Below are 21,399 nucleotides of genomic sequence, written 5' to 3'. Positions count from 1 at the left end.
AAGCATACCGTGCGTTCGGTATGTAAAAAAAGTAGACCCAATGGTCTGCTGCATATCTCTTTATTTTTCCTGTTCTTCCTCTCCTACCGATTGGTAATAAGCCTGACCTTTTTCGTCACGGAAGGGTATAAACCTCACACTGAGCCCGTTATACACATCCCTTCTCGTAAGGACTATGTTCCCGTTCTCGTCTTTTTTCTTTCTTATTTCCATTATGTACTGCCGACCTGGAGGACCCAGAGGAAGAACCATGATACCACCAACTTTGAGCTGCTTTAACAATACAGGCGGGATATGGTCTATTCCGCAGGTTATTATTATTTTATCAAAGGGAGCATGTTTTTCCCATCCGTAATATCCATCTCCCAGCTTTCTGTTTATGTTTTTGTAGTTGGGATACTTATCGGAAAGACTGAGATAAAGATTGTGGGTTTCCACATATAAGGGTTTTATTATTTCTATTGTATATACATGTCTAGTGAGGTTGGACAAGATAGCAGACTGGTAGCCGGAGCCTGTGCCAATCTCCAGAACCTTGTCATCAGGAGATATATTGAGTGTTGTAGTCATCATCGATACGACATCAGGATCAGTTATTGTTGCACCATAACCTATAGGAAGCCATGTATCCGCATATTCTTTGCCTTTGTTGGCCTTTCTTACAAAGTGTTCTCGCGGAGTAAGCAGAAATGCCCGCAGATCTTCCAAGCGCTTTAGCTCGCCGGATTTTACAAAGGATTGCGCAAGCTCCCACCTCTTGTTGAGAAACTCAACTGACTCATCCCTGTGTTCCAACATCCAGTTGAGCCAGGTTTCCTTGGTATCCACTGGCATGGAAGCAGCGAAAGCAGGTGCATCATAGTCAAACTCATCGCTTGCCTCATAAGAATATCCGTATTCCGGAGCATCTTTTCTTGCAGTCTCTTCTATGGCCTGCCTTACAATCTCACGTGCCTTTACTTCTTCATAAGAAACTACTTTTTCTACAGAAGACATACTAGAAAGCAAAAAACCTGTCACAGAAACAATGCCCATGAGCAGACCAAGAAAAAATATCAGCACATACTCAAGAGGTATAAACAGCTTTGTTATATTCATGCAGCCATACTAAGAATCTTTTTTATTACTGTCAATTATTTTTTTATCCTAGAAAAAAAAATAATTGCATGATTACGTTTTTTTAAGGTATACTCCCTGCCATGGATAAGAAAAAAGCTACTAACAAACTAATAGCACTCTTTCTGCTTTCGGTAGTAGAAATAGCCTACGAGCTTTATGTAATGCGTATCTTCTCCGTTGGAAACTGGACCAACTTTGGCTCCATGGTTATTTCCACTGCATTGTTGGGGATGGGTATAGCAGGTATTATTCTCACGCTCTCGATAGATTGGATAAAACAAAGGGCAGAGCAAATACTCTCATGGTCTGCAATCATAACACCTATTGCACTTGTGTTCTGTACAATTCTTGCACAGCTTATTCCCTTTAATCCGGTGTTTCTAGGAGCAGACTCCAGACAAGTCTGGTTTATAGCAGGATACTATATATTATACGGTGTTCCTTTCTTCATTGTTGCAGTATTTATAGGCGTACTTTTTATAGTAATGTCGGACAGGATTAAGGCTCTGTATTTCTCCAATATGGTAGGCTCCGGAATAGGCGGAATATTTATCATCCTTTTTATGTTTGTACTTCCCGTAAAGTTCCTTCTTCTTCCCATACTTTTTCTTGCCATACTTGCTTCCTTTCTCGTAACAGCAGAACAAGATTCTGATTCTGGCAAGAAAGGATTCAGAGTACATTATCTTATAGGAATGGCAATAAGCACGGCTCTGGCACTTACCGCACTTTTTATGTGGTCGGATATACGAGTATCCGATTATAAAGCAATAAGCTATGTAAGAAAATATCCAGACTCCAAGTTGGTACATTATTCCTTTGGCCCGGAGGGAGAGTATCATGTATACGCATCTAGGTACTTTCACTTTGCTCCAGGACTTTCTGACAACGTTGCTCTAAAACTGGAAAAAATGCCGTCTCAGCCTTTTTGGGGTATGTACAATGATGGCAATGGTCCCATAGGTGTTATGGGAATGCTGGAAGAAGACGAGAAAGAATACCTGGATTATCTTCCTATGGCAGCTCCATATATGATATTGGAGAAACCATCTGTCTTGCTCATCAACCTTAGCGGCGGAACCAACACACAAGTAGCTCTGCATAACAAGGCAAAAAAGATAGATATAGTGGAACCATCAGAGTCCATGATACATATTCTCAGGGACGATCCCAACATCAAACAATTTACCGGCGATGTTCTCAGTAACAGAATAATAAATCTGACAAAAGGAAATCCCAGAGCATTTGCAATAGCTCACAGGGGAGAATACAATCTTATAGAAATAAGCCTTGTTGACTCCATAGGTCTTTCTGATGCGGGTGGATACCCCATACATGAAGATTATACTTATACTGTAGAGGCTTTTAAGGATTATCTGGGTGCACTGAATGACAAAGGCATAATATCCATCACACTATGGGACAGACTCAACCCTCCCAGAAACGTTCTTCGTGTGTTAAATAGCATAATAACAGCACTGAGAGAGGAAGGATATGAGGAGCCCGGCAAGCATCTTTTTTCTTACGGACTTTTCCGCTCTACGACAAGTATACTTATAAAGAAAACTCCTTTTACAGAAGGGGAGCTTTATGACCTGAGTAAGTTTTGTGACTCCAGGTCTTTTGAGCTGATTTATACTCCAGTAAAAAAGCTTGATGCAATACCCTTGGATAAGATAATACAAAAATACAATGCTCATTTTGAGAACAAGAAGAATAAACAAGTAGAGATTGCATCCCAAAAAACAGAAACAAAACAGGAAGAATCATACACCAACCTCGATGCTTACAGGTCTGCAATCCCTGTGATGCTGGCAGGAAAAGCAAAAACAATAGAAGAAAACTATATTTTTGATATACGCCCCCCACGAGACGAGCGGCCGTACTATGCAGGCTATCTCAAGCTAGGCAGGCTTGGAGACTATCTCGATCAGCTTCCAGACGTAGCAGAAGAATGGGGATATCTTCTGTTTCTGGCAGTATTCCTGCAATCATTGATATTCGGTATAATCATTATAGCTCTTCCTGTGGCGGTCAAGTGGAAAACACTGTTTAAAAACAGGAAGGGCACAATCCCTGTAATCCTTTACTATGCAAGCCTGGGAGCAGGCTACATGCTTGTAGAAATCTTTCTTATCCAGCGCCTCGGAGTATTTTTGGCAAACACAACATATGCAACGAGTATAGTAATTACTGCCATGTTGATATCATCCGCATTGGGCAATCTTGCAAGCATGGGCCTCAGCAAGTACAGAAGATACATAGTACCTGCAAGCGCAATTCTAATAGCAGCTGCACTTATCTTCTATATATTTGGTCTCAACAGTCTGCTCTACCCTCACCGCTCCGACTCCATGCTGATAAGAGTGCTCATAAGCCTTGCCGTAATCATTCCTCCGGCATTCTTCATGGGTGTGCCTTATCCCAACGGGCTGGACAGCCTTCAGAAGAACCGTCCTAATCTTCTGCCATGGGCATGGGGTATGAACGGCGGTTTCTCCGTAACAGGTGCTACACTGGCAAGAATCATCTCTGTTGCAAGTGGCTTTAAACTGCTCCTTGCAACAAGCATAGTACTCTACCTCATAGCAGGCATAACATACAGTGTAAACGAAAACTCCGGAGAAATTCCGCAGGATAAAGAAAATTCTCAGCAACAGGACGACACTGTTCTTGCATAAAAGATTGAAATAAATATACATAAGCCGCAGTTTCAGCTGCAGTATTTTTATACCGAACGCGCCGTGACAAACAGAGTCCCGGCGCTGCCTTCGGCAAAAGGCAGAGAAAATCAGCCCACTATTTTTGCTCTGTATCTGCCGCAGGCAGGCTTACCCGTGCCCATAGTTTATGGTATGGCTGCATATAGCACGGGTAAGCCGTTCGGTCTATTTTCTTGTTATTTTTTTATAAAGTTCGTATTCATAAGGGAAAGGTTCAAGAGCTCTGGGCAAAAGTCCGTGCGCCCATGCAAGAAAAAGTCCGTAGTTGGTTACAGGTATTCCTGCTTCTGCAAGGCGTCTTAAGCGTGACAGGATTGCGCTTCTGCCTACCATACAGCCACCGCAATGTATGACAAGGCCATAAGCTGAGAGGTCTTCCGGTAATTCTCTGGCATGGTCAAAGGCAATGCGGGAGTCCACAAGCTGATGGAATAATCTGGGGATTTTTACCGTGGCGATATCATCGGGTCCTCTGTGGTGAGAGCAGGATTCTATAACAAGGACTTTTTTACCGCGGGGAAAATCAGTGAGTGCGGCAAGGCCTCTTACATACTGGGAAAGGCGTCCTTTTTTACGGGCAAAGAGAATTGAGAAGGATGTTAACATCTGTCCGGGGGCTATGTCCGCTGCAACTTTAAAGAATACCTGGCTGTCAGTTACCACAAGTGCGGGAGGCTCTGGGAGTTTGCTGTAGACAGAATAGAGCTCCCTTTCTTTTACTACAAGCGCATGAGCATCAAAATCAAGCGCGTTCCTTATGGTTTCTACCTGCGGCAAGATGAGTCTTCCTTGCGGAGCAGCAAGGTCTATGGGGACTACAAGCAAAACCATCTGGCCTTCTTGTATGAGTCCTTCCAGCGGACCTGGCTCCGTACCAGTCTTTTTTACAAGCTCTGCAAGTTTTTTGCGTAGTTGTGGCACGCCTTCTTTTGTTACAGACGAAACTTTTATGTGATCTTTTCCTTCCAGCCAGCGTTCTCTTTTTCTGTCTGGGGTTTTGTCAGTAAAACTCACTGCTATAAGATAATTTTTTTTTCTTTTGCTGAGCTCTGCTATTAGACTTAGTTCCTGCTGAGTCGGAGGCCTATCAAGTGGACAGACAACAAGCGCAATATCCGCGGCATCTATCATACTGCGTGTTTTTTTCATACGCAACTCGCCAAGCTCAGTATCGTCACCAAGCCCCGCAGTATCCGTTATGGCAACAGGACCTGCATCAGGCAACTCGTATGCGCGTGTTACCGGGTCCGTTGTTGTTCCTGGAGTATCAGAGATTATAGCCACATCTTTTTCAAATATGGCATTGAGCAGGCTGGACTTTCCCGCATTGGTTTCTCCAAGAATTACTATACGCGGCCTTTCTGCAAGTGGTGTGCTGTTCATGCATTTTTTCTCCCGCCAAAGGATGTTATGTTATCTATGTCTATTGCTTCCAATATCTTCTTTTTGTCCAGTCCGGTTTTCTTCGCAGCATAGTCTGCAAGCTCGTGGGTGCTTAAAAAAGGCTCGGGATGGCTGTGATAGAGCTCCTTTACTCGTCTGTATCCAATAACAGGAAGAAGGGCATTGAGAAGTATGTGGGAACGAAGAAGGTTCTCTTCTATCCTTTTTTTGTTTACTTCCAGCTTGGGAATGAGTCTTATCAATGCTGCCAGAGCCTTTTTTGCGAGCTCAAAAGCTCTAAAGAGTTCCTCACAGACAAAGGGCAAAAAGGCATTGAGCTGGAGCTGTCCGTTTCTGGAATACTCACTCACAGATAGTGCAGAATATGAGGCTGCAATAGAGAGGCCTCTTGCATATTCCAAAAGTACAGGATTGGTCTTAGCTGCCATTATGCTGCTACCAGATTGCAGCTCAGGATGCACAAGTTCACCTGTCTGCGAGGATGTATATATCAAAAGGTCGCCTGTAAGTTTAAAAATATTGTCACAGACTTGCCTGATACCATGCGCTAGCTCAGTATATTTATCCAGATTAGCTATCTCATCAGGAAGATTCTGGCTTCTTGCTAGCGGCAGCCCTGTAATTTCTCTCAGTCGAGCTTCGCTTGCAAACACTATGCTAGCAGGTACAGGGAAACCCGTCCCCACAGCAGTACCACCAAGAGCTATTGTCCTTAACCTCTCTTTTATCTTATTCAAACGCCATCTGTCACGCTCAAACATTCCTGCCCATGAACCAAAAACCTGCCCAAGAGTAATGGGAAGGGCATCCTGCATCTCTGTTCTTCCTGCCATGAGAATACCTGCATAGCTTCTTTCTCTGTCAGCAAGCAGTTTTTGTATATCTATTACCAGTTTTTCCAGTTCTATAAGCTTTCTAAAGACAGCAATTGTGATTGCAGTGGTAAAGGTATCATTGGTGGACTGATATCTGTTGATGTGCTCTACAGAGTCAAGAAGTCCCTTTTCCCCTCTCTCCTCAAGAAGGCTGTTGGCACGCATCGCTATTGTCTCGTTGATGCACATGTTGATGCTCGTGCCAGCTCCTCCCTGCATAAGAGGAATACAGAGATAATCATCAAGAAGACCGGAAATAAGCTCTTCTATTGCCAGACTTATACATTCCCAGTGGAGCACAGAGAAAAAGGCCTCCTCTTCCTGTATAGCAGAGAGAACAGCAAACTTAACCTCACCATAAGCCCTTATAAGATCTCTGGGCAATCTTTCCTCACCAAAATTATCACAGGCCTTTTTTGTCTCAGGTCCGGGATACATGACCATTCCTTTCCTTATAGTTTTTTGATGTCCCTATGTCCCAGACAATTTTCTTCCCTACACTTGCAACTCTGAGACTGAGACAGGACACACACTTAAAACCATCCTCGTCAAGACAGATTTTCCCAGGGTAAAGGAGATAATCCTTTTTGTGTATGACAGGCGTAAGGTTGGGCATGAGCACATTTGCCCCGCACTCAAGCATCCTTTCCCTGCCGTCAGGTTGTAGACTACCGGCAGCTGTAGTAGCAGGCAAGTTTGCACCAGGCAGAATTATCCTCAGGATTGCCTCGGCTTTTAATGTGCGCTCAAGCCCAAGCTGAGGAGCATCCTTAAGCGGAGTGTCTGGATGAGGAATAAATGGCCCTATGCCAATCATATCAAGCTCAAGAAGCTTGCAAAGATACAGGTTTTTGAGCATAACCTCATCATCTTCCCCGGGAAGACCACACATAAAGCCTGAGCCAAGCTCAAAGCCCGCATCCCGCATATCCAGAAGAGCCTGTATACGACGCCTCAAACTTATACCACCCCTCAGCCTCTCATGTAGTTTAGAATCAGCAGTCTCAAAACGCATGAGATACCTGTCCGCACCTGCATCACGCAAAATAACATAGTCATCCTTGGTCATAAGCCCAGAGCTTAAAGTAACCGCTACCTCGTAATTACAGAGTTCTTTTATTTTTGCAACCAGACGTGCAAGCCTCTCTGCAGGCCACTCAGGATCTTCTCCTCCCTGTAGAACAAAGGTTCTAAACCCTCTTCCATAGCCTTCCTCAACTGCAGCAAGTATTGAGTCCTCATCAAGTCTGTATCTGTTTACCTTATCGTTACTCTTTCTTATACCACAATACAGACAATCCATCCTGCATACATTGGTATATTCTATAAGACCCCTAAGATAGACCTCATCTCCGTAAGTATTCTTGCAGGCATCATCTGCCATGCTCTTGAGTTTATCAAGAGAAAGAGCCCAAAGTTCTCTTATGTAATCCTTGACTGGAGAATCCTCATCCAGCTGGGCAAGAAAAAAATCAGCTCTATTCACACATTCCTCCGGTAAAATACCCACACAGCCTTTTTAAAAATAATAATCAGCAAACAAAGAAATAAAATATACATAGCAATCATTTGTACCAGATAAAACACAATACAAAACCGCTAATCATCTATCCACCATATAACAAGCAACAATCAAAAACCACAGGACACTCTATACACAGTAGGACAAAACCTCCCCAGCCACAGAAAGCACCTAGAAATACACATCCCTATGGCCGGCAGCAATACTGTCAAGCTCTGCAAGAGTCTTCTCTCTCCTTGACTCCGGCACCTCTGTCTCTGCAAGCCTTCTTATAAGAGCCATACCGCGCGCACGCACATCCTGAGAAGCAAAATCCCCAAGATACTCTGCAAAAGTAAAAAGAGCATTGGGCAGACAATAAGCTTTGATAAGCCCCGGTTTTGCAAGATCCATAAAATCGGCACCTACACGCCCCTTGCGGTAACAACCAGTACAAAAGGAAGGAACATAGCCCTGATCGATAAGACAAGAAATAACCTCCTCAAGGCTTCTATGGTCGCCAAGAGAAAACTGGGCACCAGACTCTGGATGATCCTCATCATAAGCACCAGGATTAGTACGGGACCCAGCAGAAATCTGGCTGACACCATAATTAAAAAGCTCATTTCTAAGCTCCTCGCTCTCGCGTGTAGAAAGAATTATACCAGTATAAGGAAGAGCAAGCCTTATAACAGCAACAAGTTTTTTAAAATCCTCATCGCTCACAGGATGCGGTGGTCTGGAAGCAAGAGGAGCACCCTCAGCAGGTTCCAGACGAGGTACGCTCACAGTATGAGGGCCACAGCCAAAAGCAGCTTCAAGATGCCTGGCATGCTCTATAAGCGCAAGCACTTCAAACCTGTAATCTGCAAGACCAAAGAGAGCACCAATTCCCACATCATCTATACAGCCCTCCATAGCCCTGTCCATAACAAGAAGACGCCACTCATAATCGGACTTGGGCCCAGAAGGATGAAACTTCTTATAGGCAACAGGGTCATAAGTCTCCTGAAAACAAGCATAAGTACCTATATTCTCCTTCTTAAGACGGGCAAAGTCCTCCACAGTAAGAGGAGCAATCTCCACATTGATACGCCTTATATTCTGCTCCCCAACCCTTACGGAATACGCAGTCCTTATGGTTTCTATAAAATAGTCAAGAGTAGTCTTCTCTGACTCACCCATAAGCATGAGAAGCCTCTTATGCCCCTGCCTCAAAAGAGCCTCAACCTCCTGCCTTACCTCGCCAAGATTGAGAGCAACACGATTAAGAGAAGAATTAGCCTTTCTAAAACCACAATAAACACAATTATTATCACAATAGTTGGCAACATAAAGAGGCGCAAAAAGCACAAGACGCTTACCATAAATTTCCTGCTTTACTAGACGCGCAGCCTCCATAATACGCCTTATACCCTCAGAGCTCTCCACCCTAAGAAGCTCGGCAACCTCAGAAAGCTCAAGCCCGCCAAGCTTAAGAGCCTTATCGAGCAACTCACCAAGCCTCACAGGAGAAGGCTCATGCGCATCCAAAAGCCCATAGAGCTTATCCCTATCTATAAACGGCTTCTCTACCAGGGAACGAGACACAACAGAATTCATAAAAACCCTCCGCAAGGATTATTCCTTAAAATCCGTGAGATGTGACCGCACACTGACACCCTCCACACGCCCCAACCTACCCGTCAGAGCCCCAAGCTCATCCGTAGAACCCTCGACAATCAGAGCAATCACATTGACACCCTTTTCCCGCAGAGGCAGCCCCATCCTACCAAGCACAAGATGAGCAAAATCCGACAAAAGAGAATTGACCCTAGAAACAAGCGCCTTATCCCGTAAAAGGATAGACACAACACCAAGACGCCTCTCCATCAGAAAAAACCTCCGGATCAGAAACTCACGGATTCCTCAAAAAGACGGGTGCGCCAACAGCGCAAACCGGCCTTTTCTCAGAAAACTATAAAATAACAATAAAACACAAAAAAGAAATTGTCAATATTTTTTTATCAATAAAATATTAAATAAACCGAACGTCAGGACTGCGCACAAAACAAAAAACAAAAGCAAAACTGCGCAGTCCCTCCTGCCTGCGGCATAAAACAAATTTCTCTTTTTCCAATCTATCAGAGATTTAAAACACCTACCCCTTTATCAAAACACAATCCCTTTTCATCTGCTACTTAAGAAAACACATCCTCTCCATTATTTTTAACTGTAGGATGACACAAAACATACGGATAACAGAAATTTTTAAGCCCTGTCGGATATTAGTGTCACAACTACATCCCGTCTTTTTCTAGGTCCATCAAACTCACATAAAAATATGTTCTGCCAACGAGAAAGCCCTAACCTGCCGTCTATCACGGGAATGTTCTCAGACGGACCTATGAGTCCTGCCTTGAGATGAGAATCGCCATTACCATCCTGCATATCATGCCGCCATATACCACGCGGTATGATTCTAGAAAGAAAATCAACAACATCTTCCTGAACAGAATCATCCCAGTTCTCCTGTATCATTATAGCAGCAGTCGCACCCTGCACATAGACAGAACACAACCCGTTTTCCACACCGGACTTTTTTACAATATCTTTAACATGATCAGTTATATCTACAAGCTCTTCCCTCCGGCCAGTAGAAACAGAAATAATTTCTCTCATACAAACCTCCATATATCATCTCTAGGATCATAATCATAGCAAAAAAACTCTAGCCGTAACAGAAAAAAAAAGTTGTTGAAAGCAGTAAAAAACTCAAATATAATCCCATCATGGCAATAATGTATCCCGCAAGCCTTCCCGAGACAGCGGAAATATCCTACGCAGAAAGAATAATATATTCGGCATTAAAGAAAAACCTGTCGGACAAATACAGCATTTACCACTCTTTTCAGTGGACAGAAGATAAAAATATCCCCAGAGAACTGGATTTTATTGTAGTAAATCCGGATAAAGGATTTATAGTTCTGGAGATAAAAGGAGGAACTATCTCCATAGAGTCTGATACATGGTATACCAATAATGAGAAGGGAAAATACAAGATAAAAAACCCCTTTTCTCAGGCAAGAAACGGTATGTATTTCTTACTTGACCACTTTAGACATGTTAGCAAAGAAAACTTTTCCGGTATGGCAAACTATGCAGTCTGTTTTCCCCAGACAAGCTATGATGCCTCATACATACATCCACAAATGAATAAAAACAATGTGCTATTTAACCAGCATATTGACACTATAGCAGAGTGGATAGAAGAACTCTTTGTTTTCCCCTCATACAAAGCTAACCAATTCTCCAGTAGTCATATACCAATTTTCTGCAATATGCTAAAGCCAACTCTTCATATGCACCTATCCATAAGAGCTGCAATGGAAACACAAAAAGAGGAGATATCAAGACTGGATTTTTTTCAGGATTATCTTCTTGATATACTGGAGGATAAGAACAGAGCAGCTTTCCAGGGCACAGCAGGCACAGGAAAGACATGGATTGCAATAAAAAAGGCTATGAGATTGGCAAGAGAAGGCAAAAAATGCCTATTCCTTTGTTATAACAAATATCTAAGACAGCAGATAGCAGAAATAATAGATAGCATACAGGGCGATACAGAAAAAAACAAACCTCACATATACACATTTCACGGATATGCAAATCACCTTTTAAGAGAATATCTTTTTTTTCTCACAAGACAGGACGATAAACAGGAAACAATTTTTCTAGAAATATCACGCAGACTATATCCCGACAGAAAGATAGACAAACCATATGATCTTATAGGACTTTTATCAGGACAGGAAAGCATAGCAGAACCCTGGGAAATAATAAAAGAATATCAAGAACTTGACAGCAGACTATACAAAGTTTTGGAATCACTTCTGGAAGAAAACGAGGAAGGCTACTTTGACTTTAACACCCCCATGGCTCTTCTTACAATACTTGACGACCCGTCCTACCAAGCAGAAAAATACGATGCCATAATAATAGACGAGGCACAGGACTTTAAAAAGACATGGTGTGATTGCCTGTTAAAACTTATGCAAAGCAAAAGAAACAGGATTGTCTACATTTTCTACGACGACAACCAGAACATATTTGCAAAAAAAGGCCAGCTCCCTGTAATAGAACTAATAAACAACTATAACGTAAACCCCTATCTGTACAAACTGAGAAAAAACATAAGAAACACACAAGCAATCCATGACTACGCAATAAGCAGAACCGACTTGGGCAAGACAGCAGAATCAATAGACATAAGAGGACTGGAGCCCAAAGTGATATATGTAAAAACAGAAAGAGAAGCAAGAGAAGAAACAGGCAGACTTCTTACAGAGCTAATAGAACAGGAAAAAATAGCCAATAAAAACATAATAGTACTCACAGACACATCAGTAAAAGACTCAGCCTTTAGAGAAGAAAAACAAGTCGGGCCATTTAAACTCACAGAAAGCGGCAAAGGCGACTCCGGCAAATACGTCCGTCTGCGTTCGGTAAGAAGATTCAAAGGACTGGAGTCGGATGCAGTGATATTAGTGCTTCATCCAGAAACAAAAAAACTGGAAAAACGCAACGAACTTCTGTACGTTGCTATAACCCGCGCAAGATTCCTTCTTTACATCATAGAAATAGAAGAATAAATACTCGATACCGAACGCACAGCCCGCTGCACGGGCTGTGCTATCTTTGGGAAACAGGAAGCATAAGTCGCACACTCTCTGTGCTTTTTATGTGCCGCAGGCAGCAGAAGGCGCTTAGCCTGTGAGCATTTTCTATTTCTACGTGCGCCTTCTGCGTTCAGTATATTATATTTTTTTATCTATATTTTAATATTCTATATTGACATTTCTATATTTTTTTATCATATTATCCACAACACTGCTGGGAAAATTTTCACACCAGCAAGACAAGGAGAATAACATGAGCATAAAGACACTTGACGATCTAAATCGCCTGGTTGACAGAGTGAGCAAGGCACAGAGAATTTTTGCTTCTTTTTCTCAGGAGCAGACAGATGTTATCTTCCGGCATGCTGCCCTTGCGGCAAATGAGCACAGAATTGCGCTTGCAAAGCTGGCTGTAGAAGAAACCGGAATGGGTATCTTTGAGGACAAGGTTATAAAAAACCACTTTGCGGCAGAGTTTATCTATAACAAATATGCTGCAGAGAAAACCTGCGGTATAATAGAAGAAGATACTGCTGCCGGAATAAAAAAGATTGCAGAGCCTGTTGGTGTAATTGCAGGTATTATTCCAACAACAAATCCTACATCAACCACTATTTTTAAGAGTTTGCTTGCATTAAAAACTCGCAATGCTATAATTTTTTCTCCACACCCAAGAGCCAAAAAGTGTACGGTGGAGGCCGCAAGGATTATTCTTGATGCAGCAGTCGCAGCAGGCGCGCCTGAGGATATAATAGGCTGGATTGATGAGCCTACACTGGAACTTTCTTCTGCTCTTATGGGACATAAGGGAATCAATCTTATTCTTGCAACAGGTGGTCCAGGAATGGTAAAAGCTGCGTATTCTTCCGGGACGCCGGCAATTGGTGTGGGGTCAGGAAATACTCCTGCTGTTATGGACGAAACATGCGATATCAAGATGGCAGTAAGCTCCATACTTTTGAGTAAATCCTTTGATAACGGAGTAATTTGTGCAAGCGAACAGTCCGTCGTCGTAGTAAAGGATATCTATGAGGCTGTAAAAAGAGAGTTTTCTGCGCGCGGAGCATATATTCTAAACGAGGTAGAAAAGAAAAAACTTGCTTCCATAATATTAAAAGATGGAAGAATCAATGCAGAAATAGTAGGCCAAAAAGCCATAAAGATTGCAAAGATGGCAGGTATTGATGTGCCAGAAGATACAAAGGTGCTTATAGGTGAGATACAGGAAGTAAGAGAAGATGAGCCATTTGCAAGAGAAAAGCTGTCCCCAGTACTTGCAATGTTTAAAGCAAAGGATTTTGATGATGCATGCCGCATAGCAATGGAAGAAGTAAGACTAGAAGGTATGGGGCACACTGCTGTATTGTATACGGACGAAAACAACAAAGAAAGAATAGACTATTTTTCCAGTATGATGGCAGCAGGAAGGGTGCTTGTAAATATGCCTTCCAGCCACGGGGCAATAGGTGATATATACAACTTTCGCCTTGAGCCATCCCTCACACTTGGATGCGGAAGCTGGGGCGGAAACGCAACAAGCGAAAATGTAGGAACAAAACATCTCATCAATATAAAGACAGTTGCGGCAAGGAGAGAAAACATGTTGTGGTTTAGAGTGCCATCCAGAATATACTTTAAACAAAATGCAATAGAAGAGGGGCTCAAGGATCTTGCAGGTAAAACTAGAGCCTTTATTGTCACGGACAAGTTTTTATATGACAACGGATATACAAAAAAAATAGAAAACGTTCTGACAGCTATGGGCATACGGATAGAAATTTTTGCAGATGTAAAACCGGATCCGGATATAGATACCATATACAAGGGTACGGATATATTAAACACCTATAATCCAGATGTAATAATAGCCATTGGAGGCGGAAGCCCAATGGATGCAGCAAAAATAATGTGGCTTATGTACGAGCAGCCGGGCATAAAGTTTGCAGATCTTGCAATGCGTTTTATGGATATGAGAAAAAGGATATACAAGTTCCCGGAGATCGGCAAAAAAGCAGTATTTGTCGCAATCCCAACGACAAGTGGGACAGGCTCAGAAGTGACGCCTTTTGCAGTTGTAACAGATAACAAAACAGGAACAAAGTATCCCATAGCAGACTATGCAATTACTCCGGATATGGCAATAATAGACCCCAACCTTACAATGGATATGCCGGCAAGCCTTACAGCCTACTCGGGACTGGATGCCCTAGTTCATGCTCTAGAAGCCTACGTATCAGTAATGGCAACAGAATATACGGACGGACTCTGCCTTGAGGCAATAAAGCTCATCTTTGACAATCTTCCAGCAGCATGGAAAGACGGAGCAAAAAATCCCGCAGCACGTGAAAAAATGGCTTATGCTGCAACAATAGCAGGAATGGCCTTTGCCAATGCATTCCTTGGCATATGCCACTCCATGGCACATAAGATGGGTGCAGCCTTTAACATTCCCCACGGACTTGCAAACGCTCTGCTCATAACGGACATAATCAGATACAATGCAACACCGTCCCCCACAAAGCAGACAGCCTTCCCGCAGTACAAGTATCCGACTGCACAGGAAAAATATGCCCGCATAGCGGACTATCTCAATCTGGGCGGAAGAAACACAGAGCAGAAAGTAGAAAAACTCATAGAAGCTATAGAACAGCTCAAAACAAAGCTTGCAATTCCTGCAAGCATACAACAGCTCGGAATAAAAGAAGAGGCCTTTTTGAGCAATCTTGAAAAACTCTCGGAGATGGCATTTGATGATCAGTGCACAGGAGCAAATCCGCGCTATCCACTTGTAAGTGAGATTGCAGAAATCTATAAGAAAGCATACTACGGGAAAGAAGCAAAAAAATAAAAAAGACCGGTTATACCGAACGCTTAAGGCGGCCTAGACTGGCCGCCTTAAGCTGCCTTAGGGCAACAGGATATAGGAAGGAGACACTGCCCTGCTGTGCTTTTTATGCGCCGCAGGCAGCAGAAGGCGCTTAGCCCTTGAGATATTTTTCAGGCGTGCCTTCTGCGTTCGGACTGTTTTATTTAACCTTTTCTTGTAAGGAGAAGAGCTTTTTGTCCTGCATCATCTACAAGGATAGCTGCTTCCCTAGGTTTGCCAAGCTTTTCCCAGAATGCACGAGACATCTCCAGTGTTCCCTGCTTGCATCGATGCTCAAGATAAAGCTGTATCTGGAAACCATTGCCAACATCAGCACTAAAGGTCTCAAGCGAAACATTTACAAAGAGCTTGAGAGTATAGCAGGCACTTATGAGATTAAGGTCGGCTCCGTCCAGAGGAGAGACTACCATTTTTGAAAAAGGAAAATTATAATCAGGTACTATTCTCAAGGTTGTGGTGTGGCGCATATATACTCCTTGGGGTGCTCTATCTATATAACAATTATAAATGGCCTCCTGCTTTTTTGCAAAGCAAAAAAACTAGTATCTTTTTAGGATTTTTTGAACCTTTTCCTTTCCTACCGTCAGGATAAAGCTTGCAAGTCTAGGTCCGCGCTCTTTTCCCAGAAGGATTTTATATATCACAGGAAACACTTCTTTTGCTTCTTTGCCGTTTTCCTGACAAATTGCATAAAATGTCTCTCCTAGAGTCTTTTCGTCAAAATTATCCCAGTTTTCTTCTAGTGTTTCTCTCAATGTCTTTACAATTTTCAGCTCCGTATCGGACAATTCTTCTGTCGTGTCGTCATCGACTCTAAGAGAAAAGCGGAAATCTTCCGGAGCAAAGTTTCTCACCCAGTTCCACGCACATATAGCTCTTGTCCTAAGCCGCTTAAGACTTTCTGCATCCGCCTCTGGAAACATTGCACAAAGTGCATCCGCATCGCCATTGTGTATCTGGATAAGCGTGGTAAGATGACGAAATGGAACTTGCAGAGGCATTTTATCCGGCACAGAGTGGACCTGAGAATACTCGTATGTCCTCTTTTCTCTAAGAGCTTTTTTCTCGTCCATTTTTTCTGCACCATAATATATGCGCTCACATTTGTCATAGTCTTCGTAAATTTTTATAACATCCAAATCAAAGGATATTGCAAACTCAGTATTAGGCCTTGTACCTGCAAACATGTAGCGCACAACTTCTGGCTGGTATACTTCTAGAACATCAGCAAGGCTTATCACCTCTCCAGAAGATGAGGATATCTTGCCTCCTCTACCCTTGATACTGATAAAGTCATACTGAAACGTAGCAGGAGGCTGCCAGTCGTAGACTTCCTTTACTATCTGCTTTGCAGTATCAAAGGAGCCTCCCTCAGAGTGATGGTCCTTTCCAGCAGGTTCAAAATCCACCTGTTCTTCTCTCCAACGCATAGGCCAGTCAATACGCCAAAGAAGCTTTACATTCCCCTGCTTTCTAAAATCCATTATCTCACTGTGTCCGCAAGATTGACAGGAGTAGGAAAGTCCATATTCTCCGTCCCAGTCGGATACACTGGTTGTGTCCCTATTACAGGAAGAACAAAATATGCTTACAGGCTGCCAGTCAGAAGCGAGAGGCTCTTTTCTGTACTGATTGAGAATCTTCATTATGACTTCTCTTTTTTCCAGAGCTTTTTTTATGCCCTCCGCATACCGGCAGGAATTATATTCCTTTGCCTGGTATATAAACTCAGGCTCTATACCCACAAGAGGCAAGAGCTTTTCCACCTCTTTCTCATGGGCTCTTGCATACGAGTCTTCCTTGCCCCAAGGATCTGGCACCAGAGTTATAGGCCATCTCAGATACTTTTCAAGTTTTTGCGGGTCAGGCATATTCTTGGGAACTTTTCTAAAAACATCATATTCGTCCCAGGAATATATAAACCGCACTTTTTTACCCAAGTTTCTCAATGCCCTCACTACAAGATCAACACTTATTATTTCTCTAAAATTTCCTATGTGGACGGTTCCGGAGGGGGTTATACCGGATGCGCAAACATATTGCTCTTTATCGCCCTTTTCCTGCAGTATTCTAAAGGCGGCAACATCCGCCCACTGCGAACTTACTGGTTTTTGTGGTATACTCATAGCTGGCAATTATATATACTTATGTGTTAAAAGGCAATGGATATGCAAAAGGCAAATATAATACAACTGGGTTATATGGATTACAAAGAAGCATGGGATATACAGCACAGGCTCCATACACTTAGAAAAGAAGATAAAATAATAGATACCATCCTCATAGTAGAGCATCCCCACGTAATAACTATGGGAACACGCAACAAATCGGAGCTAATACTGCTGTCGCAAGAAGAGCTCAAAGCAAAATCCGTTTCTGTTTATAAGACAGAACGTGGAGGAGAAGTTACCTATCATGGGCCAGGACAACTTGTCATATACTTTATAATAAAAATACAAAAAGGCCTCTCTGTAAAAAAACTCGTACATGACATAGAAGAAGCTGCAATAAGAGCTTTGTCAGAAGTGGGCATAAAAGCAGGACGTGATGAGAAACATCCAGGTGTATGGACAGGGAATGATAAGATAATGGCACTGGGAATCGCAATAAGAGACAGGGTTACAATGCACGGTCTTGCCCTCAATGTTACAACAGACCTATCCTGTTTTGACTGGATTGTCCCCTGCGGCATAAAAGATAGAGGTGTAACAAGCATAGAAAAAGAAACAGGTACAACATACAGTCTGGAAGAAATAGCCACTATCTATGCAAGACATTTTGCAGAGCTTTTCTCTTATAATCTATCTGCAGCAGAACTCTCTGACGTTCTATCTTTGTAATATGCACACCTGTTCGCAAGAGGACAACCATGGCAGCATGGCTTTTTTCTGCAATATCGCTTGGCATGCTCCACAATAAGGGCATGATACTCTCTGTACAGCTCGGTATCCTTGTCAAGGACCTCTGTGAACACAGAAGCAACAAAGTCGTAGGAAGCCTTTTCATCTGAAAGATATCCCAGCCTGTAAAAAATCCTTCTGGTATATGCATCCACAACAAAAAAAGGCTTATCAAAACCATAGAGAAGAATAGAATCCGCAGTTTCTTTACCTATCCCCTTTATATCCATAAGCTCTGCTCTGGTAGGAGGACTCGATAAACCTGCAAAAAAAGATGCTAGCGCCTTTAGTCGGATAGACTTCTGCCTAAAATAACCGCTAGAACGCACAATAGGAAAAAGACTCTCCGTATCCGTATCCGCAAGCCTTACAGGAGAAAGCAGACTTGCATCATACAGCGCCTTTACTGCAATAGAAGCATTGCTCCAAGCAGTATTCTGCACCAGTACAGCCCCTGCCGCAATTTCAAAGGCTTCATAAAAATCCGGTACATAAACAATCCCCGGATGATAACCATTGCAGTCAAAACCATCCCTGCCGGCTTTTGATACAAGAGGCCACCAGCCTTGTGGCCCGTAGACAGAAAAGAGAAGATCATAAACCTCATGCAAAAGAGGAGGAGCAAATACCCGCTCCTCCTTGTAACAACCATCCTGTTTTTTATCAGACATCCTTGTTTTTTATAACAGCCTGTGCTGCAGCAAGCCTTGCAATAGGCACTCTATAAGGAGAACAAGAAACATAGTTGAGCCCTGTCTTATAGCAAAATTCTATAGATGAAGGATCCCCACCATGCTCTCCGCATATACCAAGCTTGATATCAGGACGTGTGTTTCTTCCTCTCTGAGCAGCGAGAGCAACAAGCTGCCCCACACCCTCCGTATCAAGAGAAGCAAAGGGATCAACCTCAAACATGTCAAGCTTAAGATAGTCCGGCAAAAAAGACCCCACATCATCGCGAGAAAAACCAAAAGTCATCTGAGTAAGATCATTGGTGCCGAAGGAGAAAAACTCAGCATGCTCTGCAATCTTATCCGCAACAAGAGCAGCACGCGGCACCTCAATCATTGTACCCACTTTATACGTAACAGTCGCACCATAAGATGCAATAACCCTGTCTGCAACAGCAACTATCCGCTCTTTAAGGTATACAAGCTCTTTTACAGAACCCACAAGCGGAATCATAATCTCAGGTATTACAGACTCACCTGATACAGCAACCTCACATGCTGCACTCAGGATTGCCTCTGCCTGCATCTCATAAATCTCTGGATAGGTTATACCCAGACGGCAGCCCCTGTGACCCAGCATGGGATTCTGCTCCTTGAGAGCATCTATCCTCTGCCTTATCACATCCTGAGGAATACCGGAAGTCATGGAAAGTTCCTCGAGTTCCGAATGAGACATATGGACAAACTCATGGAGAGGAGGATCTAGAAGCCTTATGGTAACCGGCAACCCTGCCATTTCCTTAAAAATACCAGTAAAATCCTTTTTCTGAAGAGGAAGAATCTTTTCAAGCGCCTTTTTTCTTGAAATCTCCGAGTCTGCAATAATCATCTCGCGAAACGCTTCTATTTTGCCCTTCTCAAAGAACATATGCTCTGTTCTACACAAGCCTATACCCTCCGCACCAAAATCCCTGGCCTTACGAGCATCCTCCGGCGTATCAGCGTTGGTTCTGACCTTAAAACCCTTCTCCGGGCAATTCTTTCTTTTCGCAGAAAGCCTGATTTCATCAACCCAAGAGAGAAACTCCTTAAGCTCGTCTGTGATAGCAGGCGGGACAAGATTCAATCTACCAGCAAATACTTCACCCGTACCACCGTCTATTGTAACCCAATCACCCTTATTAAAGCTTTGACCAGATATGAGACAGGAATCACCATCAATAACAACATCCTTACAACCAACAACACTTGGCTTCCCCATACCCCTTGCAACAACAGCAGCATGGCTTGTCATACCACCTGTAGAAGTAAGAATTCCCTGAGCAGCATGCATACCCCCTATATCCTCGGGAGAAGTTTCTTTTCTTACCAGTATAACCTTCTCTCCTTTCTCAGCCTCTTTCTCAGCCTCAGATGCAGTAAAGACAATCTTACCGCATGCAGCTCCGGGAGAAGCATTGAGCCCCTTAGCAATAGCCTTATTGGACTTTCTATCAGAAGCTGCAATCATAGGATGAAGAAGCTGATCTATCTGGGCAGGAGTAACTCTCATGACAGCCTCTTCCCTGCTGATAAGACCTTCTTTATGCATATCCAGAGCAATCTTTACAGCAGCACGGCCTGTTCTCTTACCATTTCTTGTCTGCAGTATATAAAGCTTACCATGCTCTATGGTAAACTCCATATCCTGCATATCCTTATAATGCTTCTCAAGCCTATTCTTTACATCTTCAAGCTGCCTATAAATCTCAGGATTTTTCTCTGCAAGGGTAGAAAGTTTCTCAGGAGTCCTGATACCTGCAACAACATCCTCACCCTGAGCATTCATAAGAAACTCACCATAAAAAACATTCTCACCCGTAGAAGGATCACGGGAAAAACAAACCCCAGTACCAGAATCCTCGCCAAAATTACCAAAAACCATAGCCTGTACATTGACCGCAGTACCCTTGAGCCCCTTAATATTATTAATCTGCCTGTACTTGATAGCCCTTTCGTTCTCCCAGGAGTTAAAAACAGCATCTATAGCACCCCATAACTGTACCTTTGTATCCTGAGGGAAATCCTCGCCCTTGACCCTCTTATAAAGCTCCTTATACCTTGACACAAGCTCCTTGAGATCCTCAGCATCAAGCTCAGTATCAAGCTCAACACCCTTCTCCTTCTTAAGAGCAGCCAAAATTTCCTCAAAATCATGATGAGGGATATCCTTAGCAACACTGCCGTACATCTGGATAAACCTTCTATAAGAATCCCAAGCAAGCCGCTCATTAGAAGTCTGGGAAGCAAAACCCACAACAGTCTCATCATTCATTCCAAGATTGAGAATAGTCTCCATCATCCCAGGCATGGAGATTGCTGCACCCGAGCGCACAGAAACAAAAAGCGGATTATCAGGATTACCAAGCTCATGCCCCATAGCCTTCTCAAGCCTTATCAGATTTTCCTCTACCTGTTTTACAATCTCATCTGTATAAGACCTACCATTCTCATAATAGAGCTGGCAAACCTCTGTAGAAATAGTAAACCCCGCTGGCACAGGAATACCAAGCGAAGTCATCTCTGCAAGATTGGCACCCTTACCACCAAGGAGTTCTCGCATAGAAGCAGCTCCCTCGGCCATACCATTGCCAAAAAAATAAACATATTTATTACTCATTT

The 21,399-nt window shown here is 43.0% G+C and carries 15 protein-coding genes; 4 read left to right on the top strand and 11 right to left on the bottom strand.

Annotated features, from left to right (window positions below; translation table 11 throughout):
* Positions 1 to 60: 60 nt before the first annotated feature.
* Complete coding sequence (locus tag WKV44_07210) at positions 61 to 1,098, bottom strand: protein-L-isoaspartate O-methyltransferase (protein ID MEM5948329.1); 1,038 nt, start codon at positions 1,096 to 1,098, stop codon at positions 61 to 63.
* Positions 1,099 to 1,199: 101 nt separating this feature from the next.
* Between WKV44_07210 and WKV44_07205 the strand changes: the two genes are divergently transcribed.
* Positions 1,200 to 3,800 (top strand): hypothetical protein, encoded by a 2,601-nt coding sequence (locus WKV44_07205; protein MEM5948328.1) that lies wholly within the window; start codon positions 1,200 to 1,202, stop codon positions 3,798 to 3,800.
* 207 nt (positions 3,801 to 4,007) lie between these two features.
* On the opposite strand, the gene hydF is transcribed toward WKV44_07205, so the two are convergent.
* From hydF to WKV44_07175, 6 genes are all read right to left on the bottom strand, one after another.
* Positions 4,008 to 5,225: a [FeFe] hydrogenase H-cluster maturation GTPase HydF gene (gene hydF, locus WKV44_07200; protein ID MEM5948327.1), complete on the bottom strand. Its 1,218-nt coding sequence runs from the start codon at positions 5,223 to 5,225 to the stop codon at positions 4,008 to 4,010.
* A complete protein-coding gene (locus WKV44_07195; protein ID MEM5948326.1) occupies positions 5,222 to 6,565 on the bottom strand; it encodes a lyase family protein in 1,344 nt (447 codons plus the stop codon). The genes hydF and WKV44_07195 overlap by 4 nt, the downstream gene beginning before the upstream one ends.
* Positions 6,543 to 7,607, bottom strand: a complete 1,065-nt coding sequence (gene hydE, locus WKV44_07190; protein ID MEM5948325.1) for a [FeFe] hydrogenase H-cluster radical SAM maturase HydE — start codon at positions 7,605 to 7,607, stop codon at positions 6,543 to 6,545. Before hydE ends, WKV44_07195 begins: the two co-directional genes overlap by 23 nt.
* Before the next feature lie 207 nt (positions 7,608 to 7,814).
* The gene (gene hydG, locus WKV44_07185; GenBank protein ID MEM5948324.1) at positions 7,815 to 9,224 is read right to left on the bottom strand and encodes a [FeFe] hydrogenase H-cluster radical SAM maturase HydG; all 1,410 of its coding nucleotides are present in this window, start codon (positions 9,222 to 9,224) and stop codon (positions 7,815 to 7,817) included.
* Positions 9,225 to 9,242: 18 nt separating this feature from the next.
* Complete coding sequence (locus WKV44_07180) at positions 9,243 to 9,494, bottom strand: TM1266 family iron-only hydrogenase system putative regulator (GenBank protein ID MEM5948323.1); 252 nt, start codon at positions 9,492 to 9,494, stop codon at positions 9,243 to 9,245.
* 378 nt (positions 9,495 to 9,872) lie between these two features.
* A complete protein-coding gene (locus tag WKV44_07175; protein ID MEM5948322.1) occupies positions 9,873 to 10,283 on the bottom strand; it encodes a secondary thiamine-phosphate synthase enzyme YjbQ in 411 nt (136 codons plus the stop codon).
* A gap of 110 nt (positions 10,284 to 10,393) precedes the next feature.
* Between WKV44_07175 and WKV44_07170 the strand changes: the two genes are divergently transcribed.
* The gene (locus WKV44_07170) at positions 10,394 to 12,253 is read left to right on the top strand and encodes an NERD domain-containing protein (GenBank protein ID MEM5948321.1); all 1,860 of its coding nucleotides are present in this window, start codon (positions 10,394 to 10,396) and stop codon (positions 12,251 to 12,253) included.
* A gap of 241 nt (positions 12,254 to 12,494) precedes the next feature.
* A complete protein-coding gene (adhE, locus tag WKV44_07165) occupies positions 12,495 to 15,128 on the top strand; it encodes a bifunctional acetaldehyde-CoA/alcohol dehydrogenase (protein ID MEM5948320.1) in 2,634 nt (877 codons plus the stop codon).
* Between the two features lie 182 nt (positions 15,129 to 15,310).
* On the opposite strand, the gene WKV44_07160 is transcribed toward adhE, so the two are convergent.
* Entirely contained in the window at positions 15,311 to 15,634 is a 324-nt protein-coding gene (locus WKV44_07160) for a hypothetical protein (GenBank protein ID MEM5948319.1), read from the bottom strand.
* A gap of 72 nt (positions 15,635 to 15,706) precedes the next feature.
* Positions 15,707 to 17,293 (bottom strand): lysine--tRNA ligase, encoded by a 1,587-nt coding sequence (gene lysS, locus WKV44_07155; protein MEM5948318.1) that lies wholly within the window; start codon positions 17,291 to 17,293, stop codon positions 15,707 to 15,709.
* Positions 17,294 to 17,329: 36 nt separating this feature from the next.
* Between lysS and lipB the strand changes: the two genes are divergently transcribed.
* Positions 17,330 to 18,007, top strand: coding sequence for a lipoyl(octanoyl) transferase LipB (gene lipB, locus WKV44_07150; protein MEM5948317.1), 678 nt, complete (start codon positions 17,330 to 17,332; stop codon positions 18,005 to 18,007).
* Here lipB and WKV44_07145 read toward each other — a convergent pair.
* Positions 17,962 to 18,738, bottom strand: coding sequence for a DNA repair protein (locus WKV44_07145; protein MEM5948316.1), 777 nt, complete (start codon positions 18,736 to 18,738; stop codon positions 17,962 to 17,964). The two genes, lipB and WKV44_07145, sit on opposite strands and share 46 nt — an antisense overlap.
* Complete coding sequence (gene ppdK, locus WKV44_07140) at positions 18,731 to 21,397, bottom strand: pyruvate, phosphate dikinase (protein MEM5948315.1); 2,667 nt, start codon at positions 21,395 to 21,397, stop codon at positions 18,731 to 18,733. The genes WKV44_07145 and ppdK overlap by 8 nt, the downstream gene beginning before the upstream one ends.
* Positions 21,398 to 21,399 lie beyond the last annotated feature (2 nt).

It is taken from the genome of Spirochaetia bacterium 38H-sp, from assembly GCA_039023545.1.
GTDB classification, from domain to species: domain Bacteria; phylum Spirochaetota; class Spirochaetia; order Winmispirales; family Winmispiraceae; genus Rarispira; species Rarispira pelagica.
This window is presented reverse-complemented; position numbering and strand designations above follow the sequence as displayed.

Excerpts from the sequence above, each read along its gene's own strand:
- WKV44_07205 (MEM5948328.1), top strand. The coding sequence starts at position 1,200 with ATGGATAAGAAAAAAGCTACTAACAAACTAATAGCACTCTTTCTGCTT.
- hydG (MEM5948324.1), bottom strand. The coding sequence starts at position 9,224 with ATGAATTCTGTTGTGTCTCGTTCCCTGGTAGAGAAGCCGTTTATAGAT.
- hydF (MEM5948327.1), bottom strand. The coding sequence starts at position 5,225 with ATGAACAGCACACCACTTGCAGAAAGGCCGCGTATAGTAATTCTTGGA.
- lysS (MEM5948318.1), bottom strand. The coding sequence starts at position 17,293 with ATGAGTATACCACAAAAACCAGTAAGTTCGCAGTGGGCGGATGTTGCC.
- WKV44_07195 (MEM5948326.1), bottom strand. The coding sequence starts at position 6,565 with ATGGTCATGTATCCCGGACCTGAGACAAAAAAGGCCTGTGATAATTTT.
- ppdK (MEM5948315.1), bottom strand. The coding sequence starts at position 21,397 with ATGAGTAATAAATATGTTTATTTTTTTGGCAATGGTATGGCCGAGGGA.
- WKV44_07145 (MEM5948316.1), bottom strand. The coding sequence starts at position 18,738 with ATGTCTGATAAAAAACAGGATGGTTGTTACAAGGAGGAGCGGGTATTT.
- WKV44_07180 (MEM5948323.1), bottom strand. The coding sequence starts at position 9,494 with ATGGAGAGGCGTCTTGGTGTTGTGTCTATCCTTTTACGGGATAAGGCG.
- WKV44_07170 (MEM5948321.1), top strand. The coding sequence starts at position 10,394 with ATGGCAATAATGTATCCCGCAAGCCTTCCCGAGACAGCGGAAATATCC.
- lipB (MEM5948317.1), top strand. The coding sequence starts at position 17,330 with ATGGATATGCAAAAGGCAAATATAATACAACTGGGTTATATGGATTAC.
- WKV44_07175 (MEM5948322.1), bottom strand. The coding sequence starts at position 10,283 with ATGAGAGAAATTATTTCTGTTTCTACTGGCCGGAGGGAAGAGCTTGTA.
- WKV44_07160 (MEM5948319.1), bottom strand. The coding sequence starts at position 15,634 with ATGCGCCACACCACAACCTTGAGAATAGTACCTGATTATAATTTTCCT.
- WKV44_07210 (MEM5948329.1), bottom strand. The coding sequence starts at position 1,098 with ATGAATATAACAAAGCTGTTTATACCTCTTGAGTATGTGCTGATATTT.